Origin of the sequence: Shewanella aestuarii, assembly GCF_014647215.1 — a bacterium.
Taxonomy (GTDB): domain Bacteria; phylum Pseudomonadota; class Gammaproteobacteria; order Enterobacterales; family Shewanellaceae; genus Shewanella; species Shewanella aestuarii.
Genome location: NZ_BMOT01000017.1, coordinates 20,277 through 38,493 on the forward strand (window position 1 = coordinate 20,277; position 18,217 = coordinate 38,493).

At 41.3% G+C, this 18,217-nt stretch carries 11 protein-coding genes; 2 read left to right on the plus strand and 9 right to left on the minus strand.

From position 1 onward, the window contains the following. From recC to rmuC, 6 genes are all read right to left on the minus strand, one after another. On the minus strand, nt 1–3,618 hold the full coding sequence (gene recC, locus IEY03_RS16560) for an exodeoxyribonuclease V subunit gamma (RefSeq protein ID WP_188843739.1): 3,618 nt from the start codon (nt 3,616–3,618) through the stop codon (nt 1–3). Nucleotides 3,619–3,854: 236 nt separating this feature from the next. Next, nucleotides 3,855–5,951: a transglutaminase TgpA family protein gene (locus tag IEY03_RS16565; protein ID WP_188843741.1), complete on the minus strand. Its 2,097-nt coding sequence runs from the start codon at nt 5,949–5,951 to the stop codon at nt 3,855–3,857. Beyond that, a complete protein-coding gene (locus IEY03_RS16570; protein ID WP_229778374.1) occupies nt 5,941–7,017 on the minus strand; it encodes a DUF58 domain-containing protein in 1,077 nt (358 codons plus the stop codon). The genes IEY03_RS16565 and IEY03_RS16570 overlap by 11 nt, the downstream gene beginning before the upstream one ends. A gap of 12 nt (nt 7,018–7,029) precedes the next feature. Beyond that, the gene (locus tag IEY03_RS16575; RefSeq protein ID WP_188843743.1) at nt 7,030–7,941 is read right to left on the minus strand and encodes an AAA family ATPase; all 912 of its coding nucleotides are present in this window, start codon (nt 7,939–7,941) and stop codon (nt 7,030–7,032) included. 38 nt (nt 7,942–7,979) lie between these two features. After that, nucleotides 7,980–9,917, minus strand: a complete 1,938-nt coding sequence (locus IEY03_RS16580) for a transglycosylase SLT domain-containing protein (RefSeq protein ID WP_229778375.1) — start codon at nt 9,915–9,917, stop codon at nt 7,980–7,982. A gap of 110 nt (nt 9,918–10,027) precedes the next feature. Continuing rightward, nucleotides 10,028–11,518 carry a DNA recombination protein RmuC gene (rmuC, locus tag IEY03_RS16585; RefSeq protein ID WP_188843745.1) on the minus strand — a complete coding sequence of 497 codons (1,491 nt, stop codon included), beginning with the start codon at nt 11,516–11,518 and terminating at the stop codon, nt 10,028–10,030. A gap of 179 nt (nt 11,519–11,697) precedes the next feature. Between rmuC and msrP the strand changes: the two genes are divergently transcribed. Both msrP and msrQ read left to right on the plus strand, forming a co-directional pair. Continuing rightward, nucleotides 11,698–12,732, plus strand: coding sequence for a protein-methionine-sulfoxide reductase catalytic subunit MsrP (msrP, locus tag IEY03_RS16590; RefSeq protein ID WP_188843747.1), 1,035 nt, complete (start codon nt 11,698–11,700; stop codon nt 12,730–12,732). Continuing rightward, entirely contained in the window at nt 12,732–13,334 is a 603-nt protein-coding gene (msrQ, locus tag IEY03_RS16595) for a protein-methionine-sulfoxide reductase heme-binding subunit MsrQ (RefSeq protein WP_188843749.1), read from the plus strand. Before msrP ends, msrQ begins: the two co-directional genes overlap by 1 nt. A 39-nt stretch (nt 13,335–13,373) precedes the next feature. Here the strand turns inward: msrQ and IEY03_RS16600 are convergent, their stop codons facing one another. From IEY03_RS16600 to IEY03_RS16610, 3 genes are all read right to left on the minus strand, one after another. Continuing rightward, entirely contained in the window at nt 13,374–13,718 is a 345-nt protein-coding gene (locus IEY03_RS16600) for a hypothetical protein (RefSeq protein ID WP_188843751.1), read from the minus strand. Nucleotides 13,719–14,087: 369 nt separating this feature from the next. Continuing rightward, the gene (locus IEY03_RS16605) at nt 14,088–14,330 is read right to left on the minus strand and encodes a serine protease (RefSeq protein ID WP_188843753.1); all 243 of its coding nucleotides are present in this window, start codon (nt 14,328–14,330) and stop codon (nt 14,088–14,090) included. A 140-nt stretch (nt 14,331–14,470) separates the two neighbouring features. Continuing rightward, nucleotides 14,471–17,668 carry an HD domain-containing phosphohydrolase gene (locus tag IEY03_RS16610; protein ID WP_188843755.1) on the minus strand — a complete coding sequence of 1,066 codons (3,198 nt, stop codon included), beginning with the start codon at nt 17,666–17,668 and terminating at the stop codon, nt 14,471–14,473. Between the last annotated feature and the right edge of the window lie 549 nt (nt 17,669–18,217).

Consider the following 18,217-nt stretch of genomic DNA (forward strand, 5'->3'; position numbering starts at 1 on the left):
TTACAAATCCATCGCTTTAGCCATTTCAGTGGCATGCTGGCTAACGGCATCATTACTGACAAAGTCTTCTAATTCGCTGAGCTTACCTTTGTGATACAGGCTCACCATAGGTTGCAGCAGCTTTTGCACTAAAGCCCCAAATGTTTGCTCGCTAAAATCATCAGGAAAACGAAACAAGCGTTGATGATGAGGCTCAAATCCTTCACCTAATTGGGTTTGGTCATCACGCCACTGTTTTTGTGCGCCAAATAATTTCTCATTATGGCTGCCGTCGGTTTGTGCATACATCCAGGCAGTGCGAGGGGCAAAACATAAAGGTTGCTGCTGACCATCCACAAACGATTGTACAAACTGGCTGAGTTTTTCTAGGGCATGATTGGCGTTGATTGGCGCAAAACAATGAAAATGTCCCATATCAAGCAGATAACTGTGCTTTGTTAATCCCTGCGCATTCAAGCATAAATGACGAATATAACATTGAATTAAATCTCTGCCGTGTGCGGTGCCAGGACGAAAATTTATCAGTCCTTTGGGGCTCACATCATCGATGCGACCGACTAGATTAAACGCACTTTCGACCCCCTTAGTGCTGTTAGCCTCGCGCTCATTAACCCGATTAGGCAAGTTAACCTTAATGGTTAAATCAATGTTTACCGATCCACTGTGTTGCTCATTTTGCAAAAAATGCAGTCGGTTGATTAAGGGCGTAATATCGCGTTGATATTGAGATAATAATATATCATCAAAAGGGGCCATCGGTAGGCCACCACTGGCTTTTAGCTCAGTTAGCAATTCAATGTCTACATGGTTATTTGTTTGGTTCAGTGCGGAGTGAATAAGGCTAGACTGCAACTTATAACGGCCTAAGCCATCAAGATTAAAAGGCTCATCGTTATCATCGGCTTGCAAATTTAAATTCAAATCGACTTTCAAGCTACGGTTAAAGAAATATTGTGCTGGATTGCGGAAAAATCGGATCAAGGCCGACAACTCAAGCTCAGTATTGTCTGCAATTGGAGTGGGCGCCGATTCATCTACTTGCTCTACAAATATTGGCTTTTGTGGATTAAAAAAGCGCTTATCATAAACCTGTTCAAATGCGGGGGGGCACCAACGCTGATGGTAACTTTGGCGCGGATTGTTTGGGGTGAATAGTTTATGGTCAAACGGCTGTAAGGGTTGTGCTTGGATCAGCTGTTCACTCACGGCTTGCTCGATTGATTCAATATCATCAAGGCTTAATGATTGTGCTGCCAAATGGGCGGGTAGGTAGCTCATTTGGCAAAACTCGACTAATTCGGAAATAAGCATTGAAGGAATACGCTCGGCATTATCACGTTCACTATGACCAATGTAACTGACATAAAGCTGCTCTCGTGCAGACAAAAGGGCTTCCAAAAAAAGGTATCTGTCATCTAATCTGCGTGAACGGTCACCTTTTTGTGCACCAAAGTGCGCCATTAAATCAAAGCCGACAGGGTGCTGTACTCTAGGATAAACACCATCGTTCATGCCGAGTAAACACACGACTTTAAATGGGATTGAGCGCATCGGCATAAGGGTACAAAAATTAATACTGCCGGCAAGATAGCGCTGACCCACACGCGAGTCATTCAAGGTTTGATTAAACCATTGTTTCAATACTTCTATATTAACCTGACCTTGATGGCCAGCTTCGATGAGCTCTTCAGACAATGATGCAAGCGCAGTTCTGATGGTTAAGATTTGGCTTTGCTCATCGTCGTTGGTTTGATAGAAGTCTTCAATTAATTGATTAATTTGCGCTAAGCGTTCGGCTGTTGAGCTGGCGTTGATAAAGCCATGAGCATGTTCATCAATGGCTTCTAAAAAGTTAAGCAGTTTACCTAAGGCTTGCGCTGATTGCCCCTCAACGCCACTGACGGGGAGGCAGCCTTGGTAGATTGGTGAATCATCATTCAGCGCGTAGCCCAGTATCAATCGCTTAACCCCGAAGGCCCAAGAGTTTTGGCTAAATGCCGGCAAGCCTAATTTTTTGCGACTATGTTCATCTCGCCCCCAGCGAACATTGGCATGATCCAGCCAGCGCTTGATCATCTCAAAGTCATCTTCATCTAATTCAAACCGCCTTAAAATGGCTGGCACTTCTAGAATCGACAAAACCTCAGTTAATCCAAATCGACTTTGGTTGATATTTAATAAGGTTAAAAAGCTATTAATTAACGGGGATTCCTGTGCTGCGCCGCGATCGGCAATCGCATAGGGAATGGCCAGTTGTTGGTGGCCTTTCGCGGCTCGCTGAAAACTCGAATAATATTGACTGTTAATCGTGCCAAATACGGCATCAATATAAGGTGCGTATGCAGCGACATCTGGCATCATCACAACAATGTCTTTGGGCTCTAAGTCCGGATGCGCGTCAAATAAACTCGCAAGGTGATCGTGTAAGGTTTCGATTTCTCGTAATGGACTGTGGCAACTGCGAAGTGTGATTGAATCATCATCAGGCTCAAGCAAACGGCGTTGGGTGATTTGCTGGTATAGCTGAGCATCTGGCCCCAAGGCTTGGCCTAAGGTTTCCATTTGTAATATGTCGTATTGCACACCATGTAAAAGATTATCTGGCGTTGGCTCAACATAACAATCGTAGTTAAAATTGGTATTTTCAGCGGGTAAACTTAGCAGTAAATCTAACAACTCACGCCCCATTTTACCATTATTGGCTAATAATGGATTACCCACCTCAAGCTTATCTTCCCAGTCTTCAGCTAACTGTTTTTTATGGGTGTATTTTAGCGCCATTCTCGCTCTAACTTTGGGGTCAATGATATCTCCCCAGTAGTGCTGACAAGGACTTAAGGCTAGCATTACTACTTCAATACGTTGTGCCAGCGCATTAATGACGGCTAATGTTTGTGGTGGCATTGATGAAATACCAAAGACAAACAAACGGCTAGGTAGCATGTTGATATTAGTCGCGGGCTCAGCCAGCGCATCGAGTAACGATTGATGTAAATTGGCTCTGTGGTATTGGCTTGCCTGTAAGGTTTTGTGGTTGTAATCCACTAATGCTCGCCAGAGTTTGGGTTGCCACAACTGATTAGCATCTAATCTAAGCTGTGCGTTTAGATCTGTCAGTGGCTGGTTATTTTCCCATGCTTGAATCCATTCGGGACGGTAAACAAGATATTGGTCAAAAATATCGGCAATACGATTACAAAGTTGGTAAAGCTTAAGCGCATCTTGTTGTTCTGATGCATGGTTATCGCTGTGTTGGGTATTACCATTGGTTAAGTAATGCTGTAATGGCGCGTAATCAATATCATTGAGTAGGTTGGGTAATAAATCCATCAACTTCCATGTCATTGCGGCTTTAGTAAACGCATTTTCTTTGGGCACGTTGGGCAGTAATTGATGGCAAAGTTGCCAAATGAAACTTGATGGCAAAGGAAAAGTCAGTGCAGCTGCGATTTGATTATGTTTAGCCACTTCTAGGCGCAGCCAGGTCGACATGCCTGGGCTTTGTACTAATACTTGTTCTGTGGTTAACAGGTGGGTGTTACTCAAAGGAGTTGCCAACATTTTTGCCAGTTGTTCAGACAAGACTTCCATTTGATTAGATTGAATTAATGACAGCATAGGGCACTCACAATAGAACATCTGCAACCATTCTATGGGGTTAATTGACTGGCATCAATGGCAAACCTCCTTATGGGGAAATTATCGAACATTAATAGGGCATATCTTAAAAAATTAGGGTAAAAGCGATAATTAAACAGTTGCTTATTGTGTTGGCGCGGTTACATTTTGATGCGGTCTAACCCTGATGAATTACGTTGGGTGCAAATGACATCATTAACGAGATAAACACCTTATCACTTAGGTTTACTGACAAATAAGGCTAGACGCAATGCCCAATACAAGCGATTAAATTGGCGTAAATGAACAGCGCGCTGCTCAGTGGTAAGTTGTTGATATTTAAGAGCCACAAATTCGGCCGAAAATTGATTAAAATGCGGTAACCATTGAGGCGTAGAAATCGCCCATTTTGCTGAAAGTGCTTGTGCATAGGCTAAAGGCGGCAGCTGTGCCTGCTCTGGTGCCCCTTTTAACATTATTTTTTGGACAATGGCTTGGTAACGGCGGCTCAGGCGATCAGGCTTAGGCTTACGTTCAAATAAGCCCGCAAAATAAGCAATAAACAATAAGATAATGGTAATACAAACCAGCATAGCGATAGCCATTTTGCTAGTGCTCACATCACCAAGCAGTTTTTTTAATACCGCTTGTTTACGCTGCTCGTCAAACCCTAATACCCATACGCTCCAATAGTAATCCATACTGGCTATCTGGTTACGAATATTATTCAACCAAGGATATTGCTTTAAGCGTAAAGTACTAAATGGACTGTCTAGTAGGTAACTGTTTTGGCTATCAAAAGTTGCATCAAAGCCATCTAAAATACGTTGAGGAGCAATCATAGCTGTGGGGTCAAAAGGTCGCCAGCCTTCACCTTCAAACCATACTTCTGTCCAAGCATGTGCCATATATTGATACACACTGTAATAACCCGCTTTGGGATTATATTCGCCGCCCTGGTAACCTGTCACCATACGCGCGGGTATGCCACTTGCTCGGGCTAAATAAACTAATGCAGATGCGTAATGAGCACAAAATCCGGCGCGATTTTCAAATAAAAAATCGTCAATTTGTTCATTACCAATAGCAGGAGGACTTAAAGTGTAGTAGTAAGCTTGCTCGGCAAAATATTTCATCATAGCGTTAATACGCGCTTTAGGCTGCGGATATTGTTGGCTAAATTGTTGCGCTAACCGCCAGGTTTGTGGATTGGCATTTGGGGGCAAGGTTAAATTAATATCACGGATTTTGGGCGTTAATTTTGTGTCCATTTGGCTATTAGGATAAGACACAACACGATAGCTTTGACGTTGATCTAACGGGCGCATTGCATAAAGGGTGTAATCAGGTAATTCGACAATGCTGTTATCCTGACTAAAGGCTTGATCTAATCCATACAACCAACGCTGGTGGCTAGGTTCACTGATCACTACATAGTTGAGTGTTTTCTGCCGTAGAGAGCTTTGTTTGGCGTCTTTTTGACTGCTTAATTGTTCAGTTTTAGGTAAGGGCCTTTTGCTTGGCTGGTAAAATGATTGACGCTGCATCTCTTTAATACTGGGGTCTTGACGCCATGTTTTGCCGTCATAGTTTTCCATGACTAAGGTACGCCAATATAAATCAGCGTTCGCCGGGCCTAATGTGCTGCCGTCGCTGTTTTCAAAACCAACCCGAAACGCCAGTTCATCTGAACGCGTTAGCTTACTGATATCCCCGAACGACATTTCATCCGATAAACCGGTTTTGGCGGACTTCATACTTGGCACTAACCATAGTGGGCCAAGACGCGGAAATACCACAAATAAAACTATCGCCAGCGGTAAACTGTGCAGCATAATTTTGAAACTAAAGCGTAGGTTAGCGCTTGGTTTGTGGTTATCTTGATACACGCTGATCAGCACGCTGGTATTGATGATGGCGACTAAGGCTAGGTGCACGGTATTGATAATGGCTTGTTGGTTAAGCAAGGTGAAACCTATGATAAAGTAGCCAACAAGTACCACGGTTTTCACGTCTCTTAGCTCGCGCATTTCAATGTATTTTAATGCATAACCCAAGAGTAACAGATTGATTAACGCATTAAGTAAGCCTATCTGAGACGACACTAATGCTAAGGTGGTTGCCGCGCCAATGGCTAAGGAAGTGACCAACCATTTGGGCGGCGCAGCCACTTTGCCATAATAAATCCCCATGCGCCAAACAAAACAAATTGCGCAGATAGCTGTGGTCCAAGGGGTAGCGTGTTCAAATTGAGGCGACAGCACAGCGACATTGGTTAACAATAACCACAATAAGGTGTTGCGGCTAATGATACTGTCAAAATTATCCTGCATTTTGACCTCCTAGGTGATTATCACTTTGGAAGTTAACACTAGGGCGATATAAGGCCAACGCTTTTTGGCATGCGATACGATGTGATTCCCCTGAACTTTGAGTGAGGGTCTGATTATCAATGATCAAACCGAAAATTTGGTTTTTTTGAGCCAGATAATTAACCTGCCAACTCAGTTTGCTGAGACGTTGTTCCAGATCATGGCCTTGGGTATCAGCAAGCGACAACCAAACAGGCGCACCCTCGGGTTGGTTAAACTCTTTAGTTAGCATGCCTTTATCCTGCGCCCATTGCTTCCAGGCGACTTGCTTTAACGACTCACCAGCGACATAACTGCGTAAACCTGTGTAATCATCTACACCTGGACGAATTTTGCCATGGCTAATGTCGTTATTGTCTTCAGCTGCTTGACTGGTTAAATGAATATCGCACTCAAGTGGTGCGGCAAAAACCACCTGATGTAAATCTAAGTCAACATATGACCAAGCTTTAAATAAGCCTAACGGAAAGTGCGACCACACTTTAATTCGCCCAGGAGTTAATAAGCCACGTTTGGGATTATCATATTGGACGGTTGCAATCGTTTGCTCTTCAGTGTGTTGTAATCTGATATGGCGTTGGCCAATAAACTGCATACAAATCTGTTGATGGGTAGTATCGCGGTGTTTTTGTTTAGCATGTCCGCTGAGCATTATTGGAAAAGTATGGGCTTGCTCGGCATAGGCATCAGCAGGGGAGATGGCATTGAACGTCAGTCCGGCTAGGTTTTTATAGCTGTAAAGAATACAGGTGTGAAACACACTGGCTAATAGCAGGCTAAGGCCAATGACTAAGTTGTTTTGATAATTGGTTCCCAATAAATACAGCAAAACAATTAATGCCAACCAGGCTAAACCAAATGCACTCGGTAAGATAAAAATACCTTTGTGGCTTAGGGTCACTTTTTCTTGCGGTGGTAAACGTCTGCCTATCCAACGAGACCATTTTCGCTTGGCTGCATCAGGAATAAGCCGCATTAACCAACTGGATTGGTCTGTTTGCTTAGTCTTTGCTTTGCGACTAAACACTGTGCATTACCATTAGCGGATTGGATTAACGCTAGCGAGTAAGGTGTCAGACAAAGCCTTACCTTGAAAAACACCGTGGGAGCTAATTCTGTGTTCTGTAACAGCATGAAAAACAGCTTGAATATCTTCAGGCACAAGATAGCTGCGTTGTTCAATCACAGCCCAGGCTTTTGCGGCTTGTAATAAGGCTAGACTGGCTCGAGGTGATAAGCCAGTAGCTTGTTTTTGCTCCCGTGACATTGCCACTAACGCGAGCAAGTATTTGAGCACTGCATCCGAAGTTGATACTTGGTTAACTTCGGCTTGAAGTGTTAATAACTCGCTAGGGTTGATGCATTGTTGAATGGGGGGTTGCTTATGGCCGTGCTGCTGATTTTTCAGCATGGTCATTTCAGCTTCCTGGCTAGGATAACCAATAGAAATACGCATCATAAATCGATCTAACTGCGATTCAGGTAATGCAAATGTGCCAGATTGATCCTGTGGATTTTGAGTCGCGATAACAAAAAATGGGTTTGGTAATGGATAAGTGGTGCCATCTTGAGTGATTTGCTGTTCCGCCATGGCTTCTAGCAAGGCACTTTGGGTTTTGGGGCTGGCACGGTTAATTTCATCTGCCAGCAACATTTGGTTAAACACAGGTCCTTTATGAAAAGTAAATTGTTGCTGGTTTTTATCGAAAATTGACACCCCTAAAATGTCAGCGGGCAGCATGTCGCTGGTAAATTGGATACGCTGATAACTCATGCCTAAACTGGTGGCAATGGCATGGGATAAACTGGTTTTCCCCATGCCGGGTAAGTCTTCGATTAACAAATGCCCCTTAGCCAAAATACACGCCACAGCTAACTTTATCTGCGTGGGTTTACCTAGCAAGATGTGCTCAAGTTGATTAATTAGCTGCGTAATAACGGTATGCGACACTGGCGCTCCTTTGTGTTAACTATTTTGAATACCAAGTTTTAATAAACGTAATTCATCTCTTTGTCGCTAAACATACTGGCATTGGGATTATCATGCTGTTGATAAATCATCCGATAACTCAGCACTGCTTGAACATATTCACGGGTTTCAGTGAAAGGAATGGTTTCAATAAAACTCATGGCATCTAATGAACCATTGGATACTTTTAACCAGCGTCTTACGCTACCTGGCCCTGCGTTATATGCCGCAGTTGCTAGCACGCGGTTATTGTCAAATTGCTTCAATAATTCGGCATAATAAGCACTGCCCAACATCACGTTCACTTGCGGTTTATACAAGTCTTGTACGTCATTAAAGCGAATTTTGTTCTTTTTTGCGGTTTGTTTTGCCGTGGCGGGCATTAATTGCATTAAGCCACGTGCGCCGACACCCGAGGTCGCGTAATGGTTAAAGGCGCTTTCGCGGCGTGAAATTGCGCGGATCTCATTAATATCCACTTTGTATTTTTTACTGGCGCTAACAAATTCCGCATCGGCAGCTTTAGGAAAACGTAAGTTAAGCGCATCCCACTGTTGACCTTGAATACTAGACTCAACACTTAAATCATACCAACCTTGTTCTAGGGCATATAAACCATATTCTGCGGTCATAGGACCGTCATGGCGACGCATCAGATAGATCCACTCACTACGAGAATCTAAGAACTTATCTAATGCTCTTAATTCAACCACTCGCGCCAAACCTGCATCATCAAAAAGTTTCGCCCGAAGATTTGTATCAGACACTAATTTGGCATCGTTTAATGACAAGGGTTTTTGAATTTGTGTCGCCGCATTGAAGCCATAAAAATCACGTTGTTGTGCTAATGACAAAAACTGATCCTCTGACTGTCGTGGATCGGCACTCATTCTCGCTTGCCAATACTGCCAGCGTGAATTGGCCATAGCCTGTTGACTCAGTAACGGGAGATAGTTAGTCACAGTGGTAAAATCTTGCTGGCGGATTGCCCAGCGCATCCGCATTTCAAATAACTCGTCAGATGCCAATGATACAAGCGAATTATCAACATGACTTTTAAGATTATCATCTTGATTGATTAACGCACGTCTTACCAAATAATGGTTTAACTGTTTGCTCTGTTCGGCGGAGAAACGATGTGCTTTGTTATATTTTACATATAATTTAATCGCTTGCTTTAGATCTTTTCTGGCTAACTTTCTCAGCCCAGCATCGACAATATCTGCCACAATAGGCTGCGAGCTACGAAAGCGTTTAGTGTGCCTTAACGAGTTAGGGTCTTTATATACTTTTAATAATAATGCGGCATCGTCACGGTGCTTGGTTATTTTGTTACTTAAATAACTAAGTAAACTTGATTGCTCCGCATTGAAGCTAAGCAACATGCGGCCCCAGATAAGTTCTTGAGTTCTATAACCCTCTTTGGCCCACTGATTAAATAATGGGTCACATTCTTTGGGACGCGAATAGCCATAAAGCCACAGTTTATCAGCGCCTTTATACGCCGCTTTTTTATCGCCCGTGGCTAACTGCGCCCTGAGGTGGTAACACTGCAAGCGCATATCGTTGGGTGAGTTAGGTGCAACGGCTAAAAAATCTTGCCAGCGCGACTGACTGCCCGCTTTCATCAAATAGCGATATCTTGCCGAGTTATATAACGGCATAGTATTGAATTCTTCGATAGCCGCCTTGGCTTTTGCACCTGGCATATTAAGGATATGGTCAATTTTGATATGATAATCAAGATAAATGGCTAAAGGATAATCACCGAGTTGGGTTCTTAACTGTTGATAACGACCCATTTGTTTTGTATCTAAAGCTTTTTTTGTATCCAAATAAAGTTGTTGTTCGGGGGTATAAGCGCTGGCTGTGTTACTTAATAACACAGGTAAAACTAAAACAACTAGGGTAGTTGTTAGCATTTTAGATAAACATGCATGAATCCATGTAGTACGCATTTAAATGAGAATCTCCGCCTCAATACATCGTTTGCGATTAATTTTTAATTAGGGTTTTACACTAAACATTCATACCATAACACCATTAAATATTGATTAAATCCGTACGGTTATCCTTCTGATTTATCCAATGACTCATCTAGCGCACGATTGAGTAATTGCTTATCGAATTGTTTACTCGTATCGACACCTAAACGCTGTAAAGTATGTGCCTGACGAATTAAATTACCTTTGCCAGAGGCTAATTTAGCCATTGCTTGCTGGTAACTTTTATCTGCTGTGTCAAGCGCACGTCCTAGCTTTTCCATGTCATCAACATGGCTGCATAATTTGTCATATATTTTAGCCGCTTGCTTGGCAATCGTTTGCGCATGTTGATTTTGATATTCATAGCGCCAAATATTGTTAATGGTTCGCAATGCCACCAATAAATTGGTTGGGCTAACTAACATAATATTCTGCTCTAATGCAAAATTTATCAAGCTTGGATCGTACTCAATCGCCAGTAAAAAAGCGGGTTCGACAGGAATAAACATTAGCACATAATCTAAGCTTTTTAGTCCATGTAATTTATGATAATCCTTTTGACTGAGTCCCTTGATATGTTGGCGCATTGATAAGGCATGATCTTTAAGCGCTTGTTCACGGATGTCTTCATCATCACTGTTAAAATACCGCTCGTAAGCGATTAAAGACATTTTGGCATCAATAACGACATCTTTGTTTTCAGGCAAGTGGACAATCACATCGGGCTTAAAGCGTTTACCGTCATCATTTTTTAAATCTTGTTGGGTGTCATATTCATGACCTTCACGTAAGCCACTTTCTTGCAATACTCTTTCAAGGATCACTTCACCCCAATTACCTTGCTGTTTATTGTCACCTTTAAGGGCTTTGGTCAGGTTGATAGCATCTTGGCTCATTTTTAAATTGAGCTCGCGTAAATGATTCAATTGGTGCTTTAACGCGCTGCGCTCAGATTGCTCATGGTTGTATGACTGTTGTATTTGTTGCCTAAAGCCGTCTAGTTGCTGTTTTAAAGGCCCAAGCACGCCATCAATTTGAGTCACATTTTGCTGTTTAAAGTTTGCACTTTTTTCATCAAATATCCGGTTAGCTAGGTTTTCAAATTGAATTTTTAACCTTTCTTCAGCGGTTTCAAGTAGGCGAATTTTATCTTCAAGCGCTTGATGCTCAGCTGTAGCTTTCGCCATAATGGTTTGTTGCATGGCATTTGACTTTGATAGGTTTAACTGCGATTCCAACACTTTGCGGTTGCTGTCCTCGAGTTGTTGTTCCAAATGAGGAATACGCTCAACTTGTGCCTGCGCTCTGGCAAGTTGGCTAATATAAGATTCAAGCTTAGATTGCAGATGGTTTAAATTATCAACTTTATCATCTAACACATCTTGAATTTGGCTCACTAAACGCTGTTGTTCGATAATCGTTTGTGTGGTTTCAGCTTCATATTGTTGCTTTAATTGTTCCCAGCGCTGACGGGTTAATCTTTGGTTTAATAGTGCGCCAACCAGTAAGCCTAAAAAAGCAATTGCAACCATAGCGGCAATTTGAGGTGGGGTAAAATCAACAGCGAATGGCATAACCTAACCTTTTGAAATAGAAACCAGATAAGGTTCGCATGACAATGTTTGCCCTGCAAGTATTATGATTAACAATTAAGTGTTTTTTGATTGGTTCGGTTATTTTTGAATCGAAATGAAATTTTATTGCGTATTAACCTGTCTTATGAATAACTTGCTAAATTAATTGAGGGAATAACATGACGAATAACACACGCTTTACGAAAGGGATCAAACGTCAGTCAGCCTGGGATTTAGCGGATAATCAGGTCACCCCAGAATCGGTTTTTAAAGACCGTCGCAATATTGTTAAAGCCTTAGGACTTGGCGCATTGGGTGCAAGTATTCCGGGCTATGTGCAAGCCGGTTTATTTGATTTTGGCAGCAATAAATCTACCTCTACATTTGCTACCAAGCCATTGCAATTTACCCAACCTAAAGCGTTTGTGATCCCAGAATCGTTAACACCTGAAAATAAAATTACTCGCCATAACAATTTCTATGAATTTGGCACCAGCAAACAAGACCCTTTCGACAATGCCCAAGCGTTTAATGTTAACCCTTGGACTTTGCAAATAGATGGGCTTGTTGATAAACCCATTACCTTAGATTTGGATGACCTCACCAAACGTTTTGCATTAGAAGAGCGACGTTATCGTTTACGCTGTGTTGAGGCCTGGTCAATGGTTGTGCCTTGGGTTGGTTTTTCATTAGCCAGTTTATTAAAAGAAGCTGGGGTGAAGTCATCTGCAACGCATGTGGCATTTGAAACGCTATTTGACCCTGAGCAAATGCCAGGGCAAAAAAATCGTCTCATGGGCGGTGGAATTCATTATCCCTATGTGGAAGGGTTAACTTTGGAAGAGGCCATGAATCCATTGGCATTTCTTGCTGTCGGTTTGTATGGTAAAACCTTACCACCGCAAAACGGTGCGCCAATAAGATTAGTTGTACCGTGGAAATACGGTTTTAAAAGTATTAAATCCATTGTCAAAATTCGCTTAATGGACAAGCAGCCGCCGACCAGCTGGAATCAACTTGCGTCACATGAATATGGTTTTTATGCCAACGTTAATCCTGAAGTGGATCACCCAAGATGGTCACAGGCATCGGAACGCAGCATAGGTGAGGGCGGTTTGTTTTCTGCGAAACGTATTCCGACGCAAATGTTCAATGGCTATGGTGACGAGGTTGCTGGGTTATATAAGCAGCTCGATTTAAGGAAATATTATTAATGCGGATCACACCCCGGGGATTGTGGTGGTTAAAGGGTGGTTTGCATATCACCTTTATCTTGCCGGTATTGTACTTAGTTTATTTAGTGTTAAGTGACAATGCTGGTGGCGATCCGGTGCAATATATTATTCACTATACTGGCATGGGGGCTTTAAATAGTCTGCTGGCGGCGTTGCTGGTTTCTCCTTTGGCTAAATACCTCAAGCAAGGGCTGTTGTTACAAACAAGGCGCCTGATAGGCTTGTATGTATTTGCTTATGCCACATTACATATCTCGGCATTTATCAGCTTAGATTTATTATTCGCGTGGGCCTTTTTGCTCGAAGAAGTGATCAAGCGCCCTTATATACTGGTGGGTGCCGTGGCTTATAGTATTTTGCTTTCTCTCAGTGTGACTTCATTTATGGTTGTAAAGAAGAAAATGGGTAAGCGTTGGCAACAACTGCATAACTGGGTTTACCTAGTGGCTTTACTGGCACCCATTCATTTTTATTGGTCAGTAAAATCAGAAATCATTGAACCCAGTATTTATATATTGATTTGTGCGGCGCTAGTTTATTTACGTAAACAAAAGCTTGCAAAATACTTACCGCGGGGTTAGCTATTGATAAATGAGTCGCGTCATATTTAATGTCGCGACTTAATAATATAAGTGTAATCCTTTATCTCTTCTTGTTAAGCCATTGCAGCAATAGGCTGCAAATAACGTAAAAATCATCACGCCAACCATAATACACGCCAGCCTGATCCAGGGGGCATCCACTGCCATACGCATTTGCACAAAATCTACCGTAGATACTCCCCAAACAAAAATACAGCCTAACACTAAGCCTAACTGTAATAATCTGGTCATTACGATATGTTTTATAAACATCAAACTCGGTAAGATTGCCGCAATAATGGCTAATTCAATCTGGTTGAATCGAAGAAAATGTGCACCAATTAATAAATAGGCGATTGAAATAATCAACACTCTCCACCACATAAATACCCTCCGCAATCAATTTTTAGTCATTCTACGCCCGATTAAAGCAGTATTATGTTTGCTTGTTCACATTTAATGGTTTTTGCTGTTGCTGTTGCAATCAAAACGATCGTCAAGATTTTTATTTGCATAAAAGCTATTTAAAATCAATAGTTTGTTAGGTATTGTGCAATGGTGTTATTGAGGCATGTGTGATTTTTAGTCTTAACAGATCTCAGGCTGATTATTTAATAAGTAATGAAAGCAAAGGGAGGGGAACGTTGAAAAATCAACCTCAAAGTAAAAAACAGGTTCGCTTTATGCTGAACCTGTTGGCATTAGTTGCAGTAAGCTTGTTGAGCTAAACTTGTGTAGTTAAGCTCTGGTAAACTATTCTTGCTTACAGTATGCCTCAACATTGCTTTGATTATGTTCAAAACCTGCTTGTTCAGCTAGCTCCCATGGTCGTTCACACTGATTGGTTTTCGCACACCACATATAACCTGCCGAGGCGACACAGCTGTGTTCATCTTTATCTGTACCAACTGTTGCAGGGCCTGTTGTTTCAGCATTTTCACTACATCCAATTAAAGATGTCACGAAAATTAAGCTAAGTAGGCTGATTTTTTTCATCAGTATGTTCTCCTTAGCCCATTAGGGGGAAAGCTACTTTTTTAATATTTTTCAACAAAAACAAGCAAATGATAACATTGTGCTAAACATATAGGGTCACTCCTGCTGCACCGATATCAATGATTTTGATGTTGTGCTGGTTAACTCTGTTGATCGTGTGGCGTATCATTTAAATATTGATTAATGTCCACATCATCTATTTGACTTGGGTCTAAAAACTTTTTGGCGTATTCAAGATAAACGCCGCTAGTGAGAAACAATTTAAACACCTCAATATCAACGTGTTGATCTAATGCCATCTTATGCAAAATATTAATGGCTACACTCATAGGCTTAGCTTTTTTATAAGGTCTGTCAGCCGCGGTAAGCGCTTCAAAGATATCGGATAACACCAAAATGCGCTCTGGTGTAGAAAGTTGTTCTGCATTTAGTTTGCGTGGGTATCCCGTTCCCTTGAGGGTTTCATGGTGAGTGGATGCATAGCGAGGAACTTTGGCAAGTTCTGGTGGAAACGGTAAGTTCTCTAACATTTTAATGGTGCTGGTGATGTGCTCATTAATCTTAAATCTATCTTCGGAAGTTAGTGTTCCTCTGATTATGGCTAAGTTGTGCAGCTCACCTTGGTTATAAAGGTGTTCGGGGATGTCCATTTTAATGCCAAATTTTTCATCAAAATGTACCGGAAAATCGCGCTTAATAATGTGTTGCGGTTTATTACTCAATAAAGATTCAGTGACAGGGAGCGATTCTTCGCCTTTAGGGTAATTAAGTTCTTCTACAGGTGATAGACCGAGTTTATCACTAAAATGTCTAACCCAAGGTATTTGCGCTAGCTGATTTAGTTTATCGATATGTGCCTTATCCATAAATTCGCCACCCACATTGGCATTGGCTATAAAGGTAAAATCTTCTGTCAGCTTGATAAAGGCTTTATCTAGCTCTGCTTTATGTACTTCTTGTTCATTTGGACTGGCAATGCATTGGCTGTAGTAATGGATTTGTGCGTCACGCCAAAGCACTTCAAAGCGCATTCTAATCTCATGAATACGGTTATAAATGACCTCTAACTTAGTGCCTTTATCGACAATATGTTCTGGTGTGGTAATTTTACCGCAATCGTGTAGCCAGGCAGCAATTCTAAATTCTCGTTGTTCATCTTCATTTTTAAATCTAAAATCTTCAAATGCTGGTAACTTAGACTTTGAGGCTTGTTCAGCCAGCATTAACCCTAGTTCTGGTACCCGGTTACAGTGACCGGCGGTATAAGGGGATTTATCATCAATGGCTTGTGCAATGAGCTTAATAAAGGCTTCCATCAGCTCTTTTTGATTTTGCTCGTGTACTTTTATTGATTCAGACATGTCCACCATAGAGTATGCTAAATCATCAATCTCTTTAATGAAAGATTCAACTCTCACGACATCATCATATTGACGATGTTTAATTTTATTATTTTCTAGCGCTAACAAATTGATAGGCTTGATAATAGGTGATGCAAATAGCCAAGACAGTGGCAATACCAACAGTAAACAAACTCCAGTCACTAAAATCGATTTTTTTACCTTGTCATGTGTCGATGCTAGTAACACATTGGTTGGGACTACAATAGCAAAATACTCGTTTTGTGATGCGGCATGCCCCAAGGGAGTAACATAGACAAATCGTTCAACGCCATCAATTTTTTGTACGTTTAATTTTTTTTGCAAGTTCGGGGTAGCGGCTATTTCGATAAGCTGCTTGTAAGGAACGGTTCCTTGAACTATTTCTGGCGCACTTTTTTGGCCATGAGAAAACCACTTATCACGAAGAGCTTGAAACTGCGCAGGAGTAATATTTTTGATGGCTAAATTTATTATTTCAACCAGCGGTGCATTTTTAGGTTGCATAACCATGCTAAGGCCGGATTCTATTTGGATTGGTGAATAATCAATGGTTTCGTGAAATTGTAAATTTTCAATAAAATACTGTTTTGCTGTGTAGTGCAGCACAATACTGTTGTCTAAGGTGGCAAACACCTCTTTTTCTTTAACTGCCTTTAAAGTATCTAAAGTCGATTGATACTCGACCACCTCAATTTGAGGAAAGTGCTGCTGAATCATTTTTATGATTGACCAGCCCTTTGGAATTGCCACTCTTTTGTTGTTAAGTTCACTTATGTTGGTAATTGGGGCGACACCATTTTGAGTGACGACCGCAAAAGGCAAACTCAGAAAAGGATCACTAAACACACCTAAAGTGGCATTTTCTTCAATTTTCATCATGGAATGCAAGATATCTATCTCACCATTTTTGAACTTATCAACAAACTCAACCCAGGTAAAACCATTATTGTATTTGATAGTCAATCCGGTCATTTGCGCCACAATATTGAGCAGGTCTATGCTGTAACCTTGGGGCTTACCTGCAATAGTAAAATCAATCGGTGGCCAGTTGGTCTCGTTTGATGCAATTAATGGCAAAGTATTCTCTATGAGTGACTGCTGCGCTTCAGTTAGTTGTAATGGTACTGAGGGAGGGATTTCCATGCCATTAATGGGTTCAATATTTGAGGCAATAAGATCACCGTTAGCCTCAAAGATAAACACTTCTTTGGTTTTGTCGCCTTCGGTGTTTTTACCTAATCTATTTAAATAATCTGACAGGCTAGATAAGGCAATATCCACTCCTAATACTGCATTACCTTGGGATACTGGGATCGAATAGGTTATACCTGGAGACTGTAAATTTTGAAAAAGGTAAGGCTCTGTTTTAGTGACAGTATCTGCAACCGCATTGGTGTACCAAGGACGAAGTGTTGCATTAAATTCGGCAGGTTCGCTGTTCATTGTTCTTAGAGTAAACTGATGATCATAAAAGCGCTTATTACGCACTCTTTTACCTTGCTCATTTTTAATATCAATAATGACCCAACGATCTGAATGAGATGCGCCAAGTTGATCTCGTACAATTGGGTGCGCATTGAGGTTAACCAATTCAAATAGATCACCATTGTTAGAACCAATATAAATGGCGTAAATAAATGGGATTGAGTCCATCACATCGGCAAATATATTCAATGATTCCGGCGTTAAGCCATTGTCGTCGTACAAGGTATTATAATGTGCCAAAAGACGTGTTGTATTAATGGCTTGGTTATCGACTTGCACGAGGAATGAGCCAGTGCTGTTGGCATTGTGATCATACAACTTTAGCGCAGCTTCAGTTGCTAGGCGTTGGCTAAAGTAAAACTGTAGTCCGATAGCAATAATGGCTGTAAATAGGGTGGCAATAATAAAAATGCTCACAACAGTAAACCGTATCGTTAACCGTTTGTACTTTCCTGTTGCCCCTGCGTTCATCAGCTATTCCTTGATACTTGTAATCTAGACTTGTTAAATAGTATAACAAGTCGGTAGTAAGTCAATGCGGTATGTAAAATAAAACAATAAAATCAATAACTAAATAGGTATGTTGTTATGCATTCCATAAAAGTTTAAAGGGGGTGAGATGGCTGTTAAAGCGATTGATTTGAATTATTGGTGTATTGACACTTTGCATAGATAGCTGAAGTTGATTGTTATTTGATGGATAAAAAGCCGCCAAATAATTAAAGTTTGGTTATTAATAGGTTTAGCCACTGTGTTTCAGCCAGTAACATGACTGCCCAAAGCTGCATGATGAATTAAGTAAACACATAACTCTTGTTATTCCATTGAGACTTACCTTTGAAATGAACATTATCGCCATTTGATATGGTGTCAATTCTAGACGCTAAATCACATACTGTGAGCAATCATTAGCGGTGGAGCTGAGGTGTAGATAAATTTGGCCTCGAACTTATACCCAAACAACTTGAAGATACGTGTTTCAGAGCTTCACCGTGTTTTCAATACTAGGCGCGTTAATGC

Coding starts and splice junctions, on each gene's coding strand:
- recC (WP_188843739.1), bottom strand. CDS start 3,618: ATGCTGTCATTAATTCAATCTAATCAAATGGAAGTCTTGTCTGAACAA.
- IEY03_RS16565 (WP_188843741.1), bottom strand. CDS start 5,951: ATGCAGGATAATTTTGACAGTATCATTAGCCGCAACACCTTATTGTGG.
- IEY03_RS16580 (WP_229778375.1), bottom strand. CDS start 9,917: ATGCGTACTACATGGATTCATGCATGTTTATCTAAAATGCTAACAACT.
- rmuC (WP_188843745.1), bottom strand. CDS start 11,518: ATGCCATTCGCTGTTGATTTTACCCCACCTCAAATTGCCGCTATGGTT.
- msrP (WP_188843747.1), top strand. CDS start 11,698: ATGACGAATAACACACGCTTTACGAAAGGGATCAAACGTCAGTCAGCC.
- msrQ (WP_188843749.1), top strand. CDS start 12,732: ATGCGGATCACACCCCGGGGATTGTGGTGGTTAAAGGGTGGTTTGCAT.
- IEY03_RS16600 (WP_188843751.1), bottom strand. CDS start 13,718: ATGTGGTGGAGAGTGTTGATTATTTCAATCGCCTATTTATTAATTGGT.
- IEY03_RS16605 (WP_188843753.1), bottom strand. CDS start 14,330: ATGAAAAAAATCAGCCTACTTAGCTTAATTTTCGTGACATCTTTAATT.
- IEY03_RS16610 (WP_188843755.1), bottom strand. CDS start 17,668: ATGAACGCAGGGGCAACAGGAAAGTACAAACGGTTAACGATACGGTTT.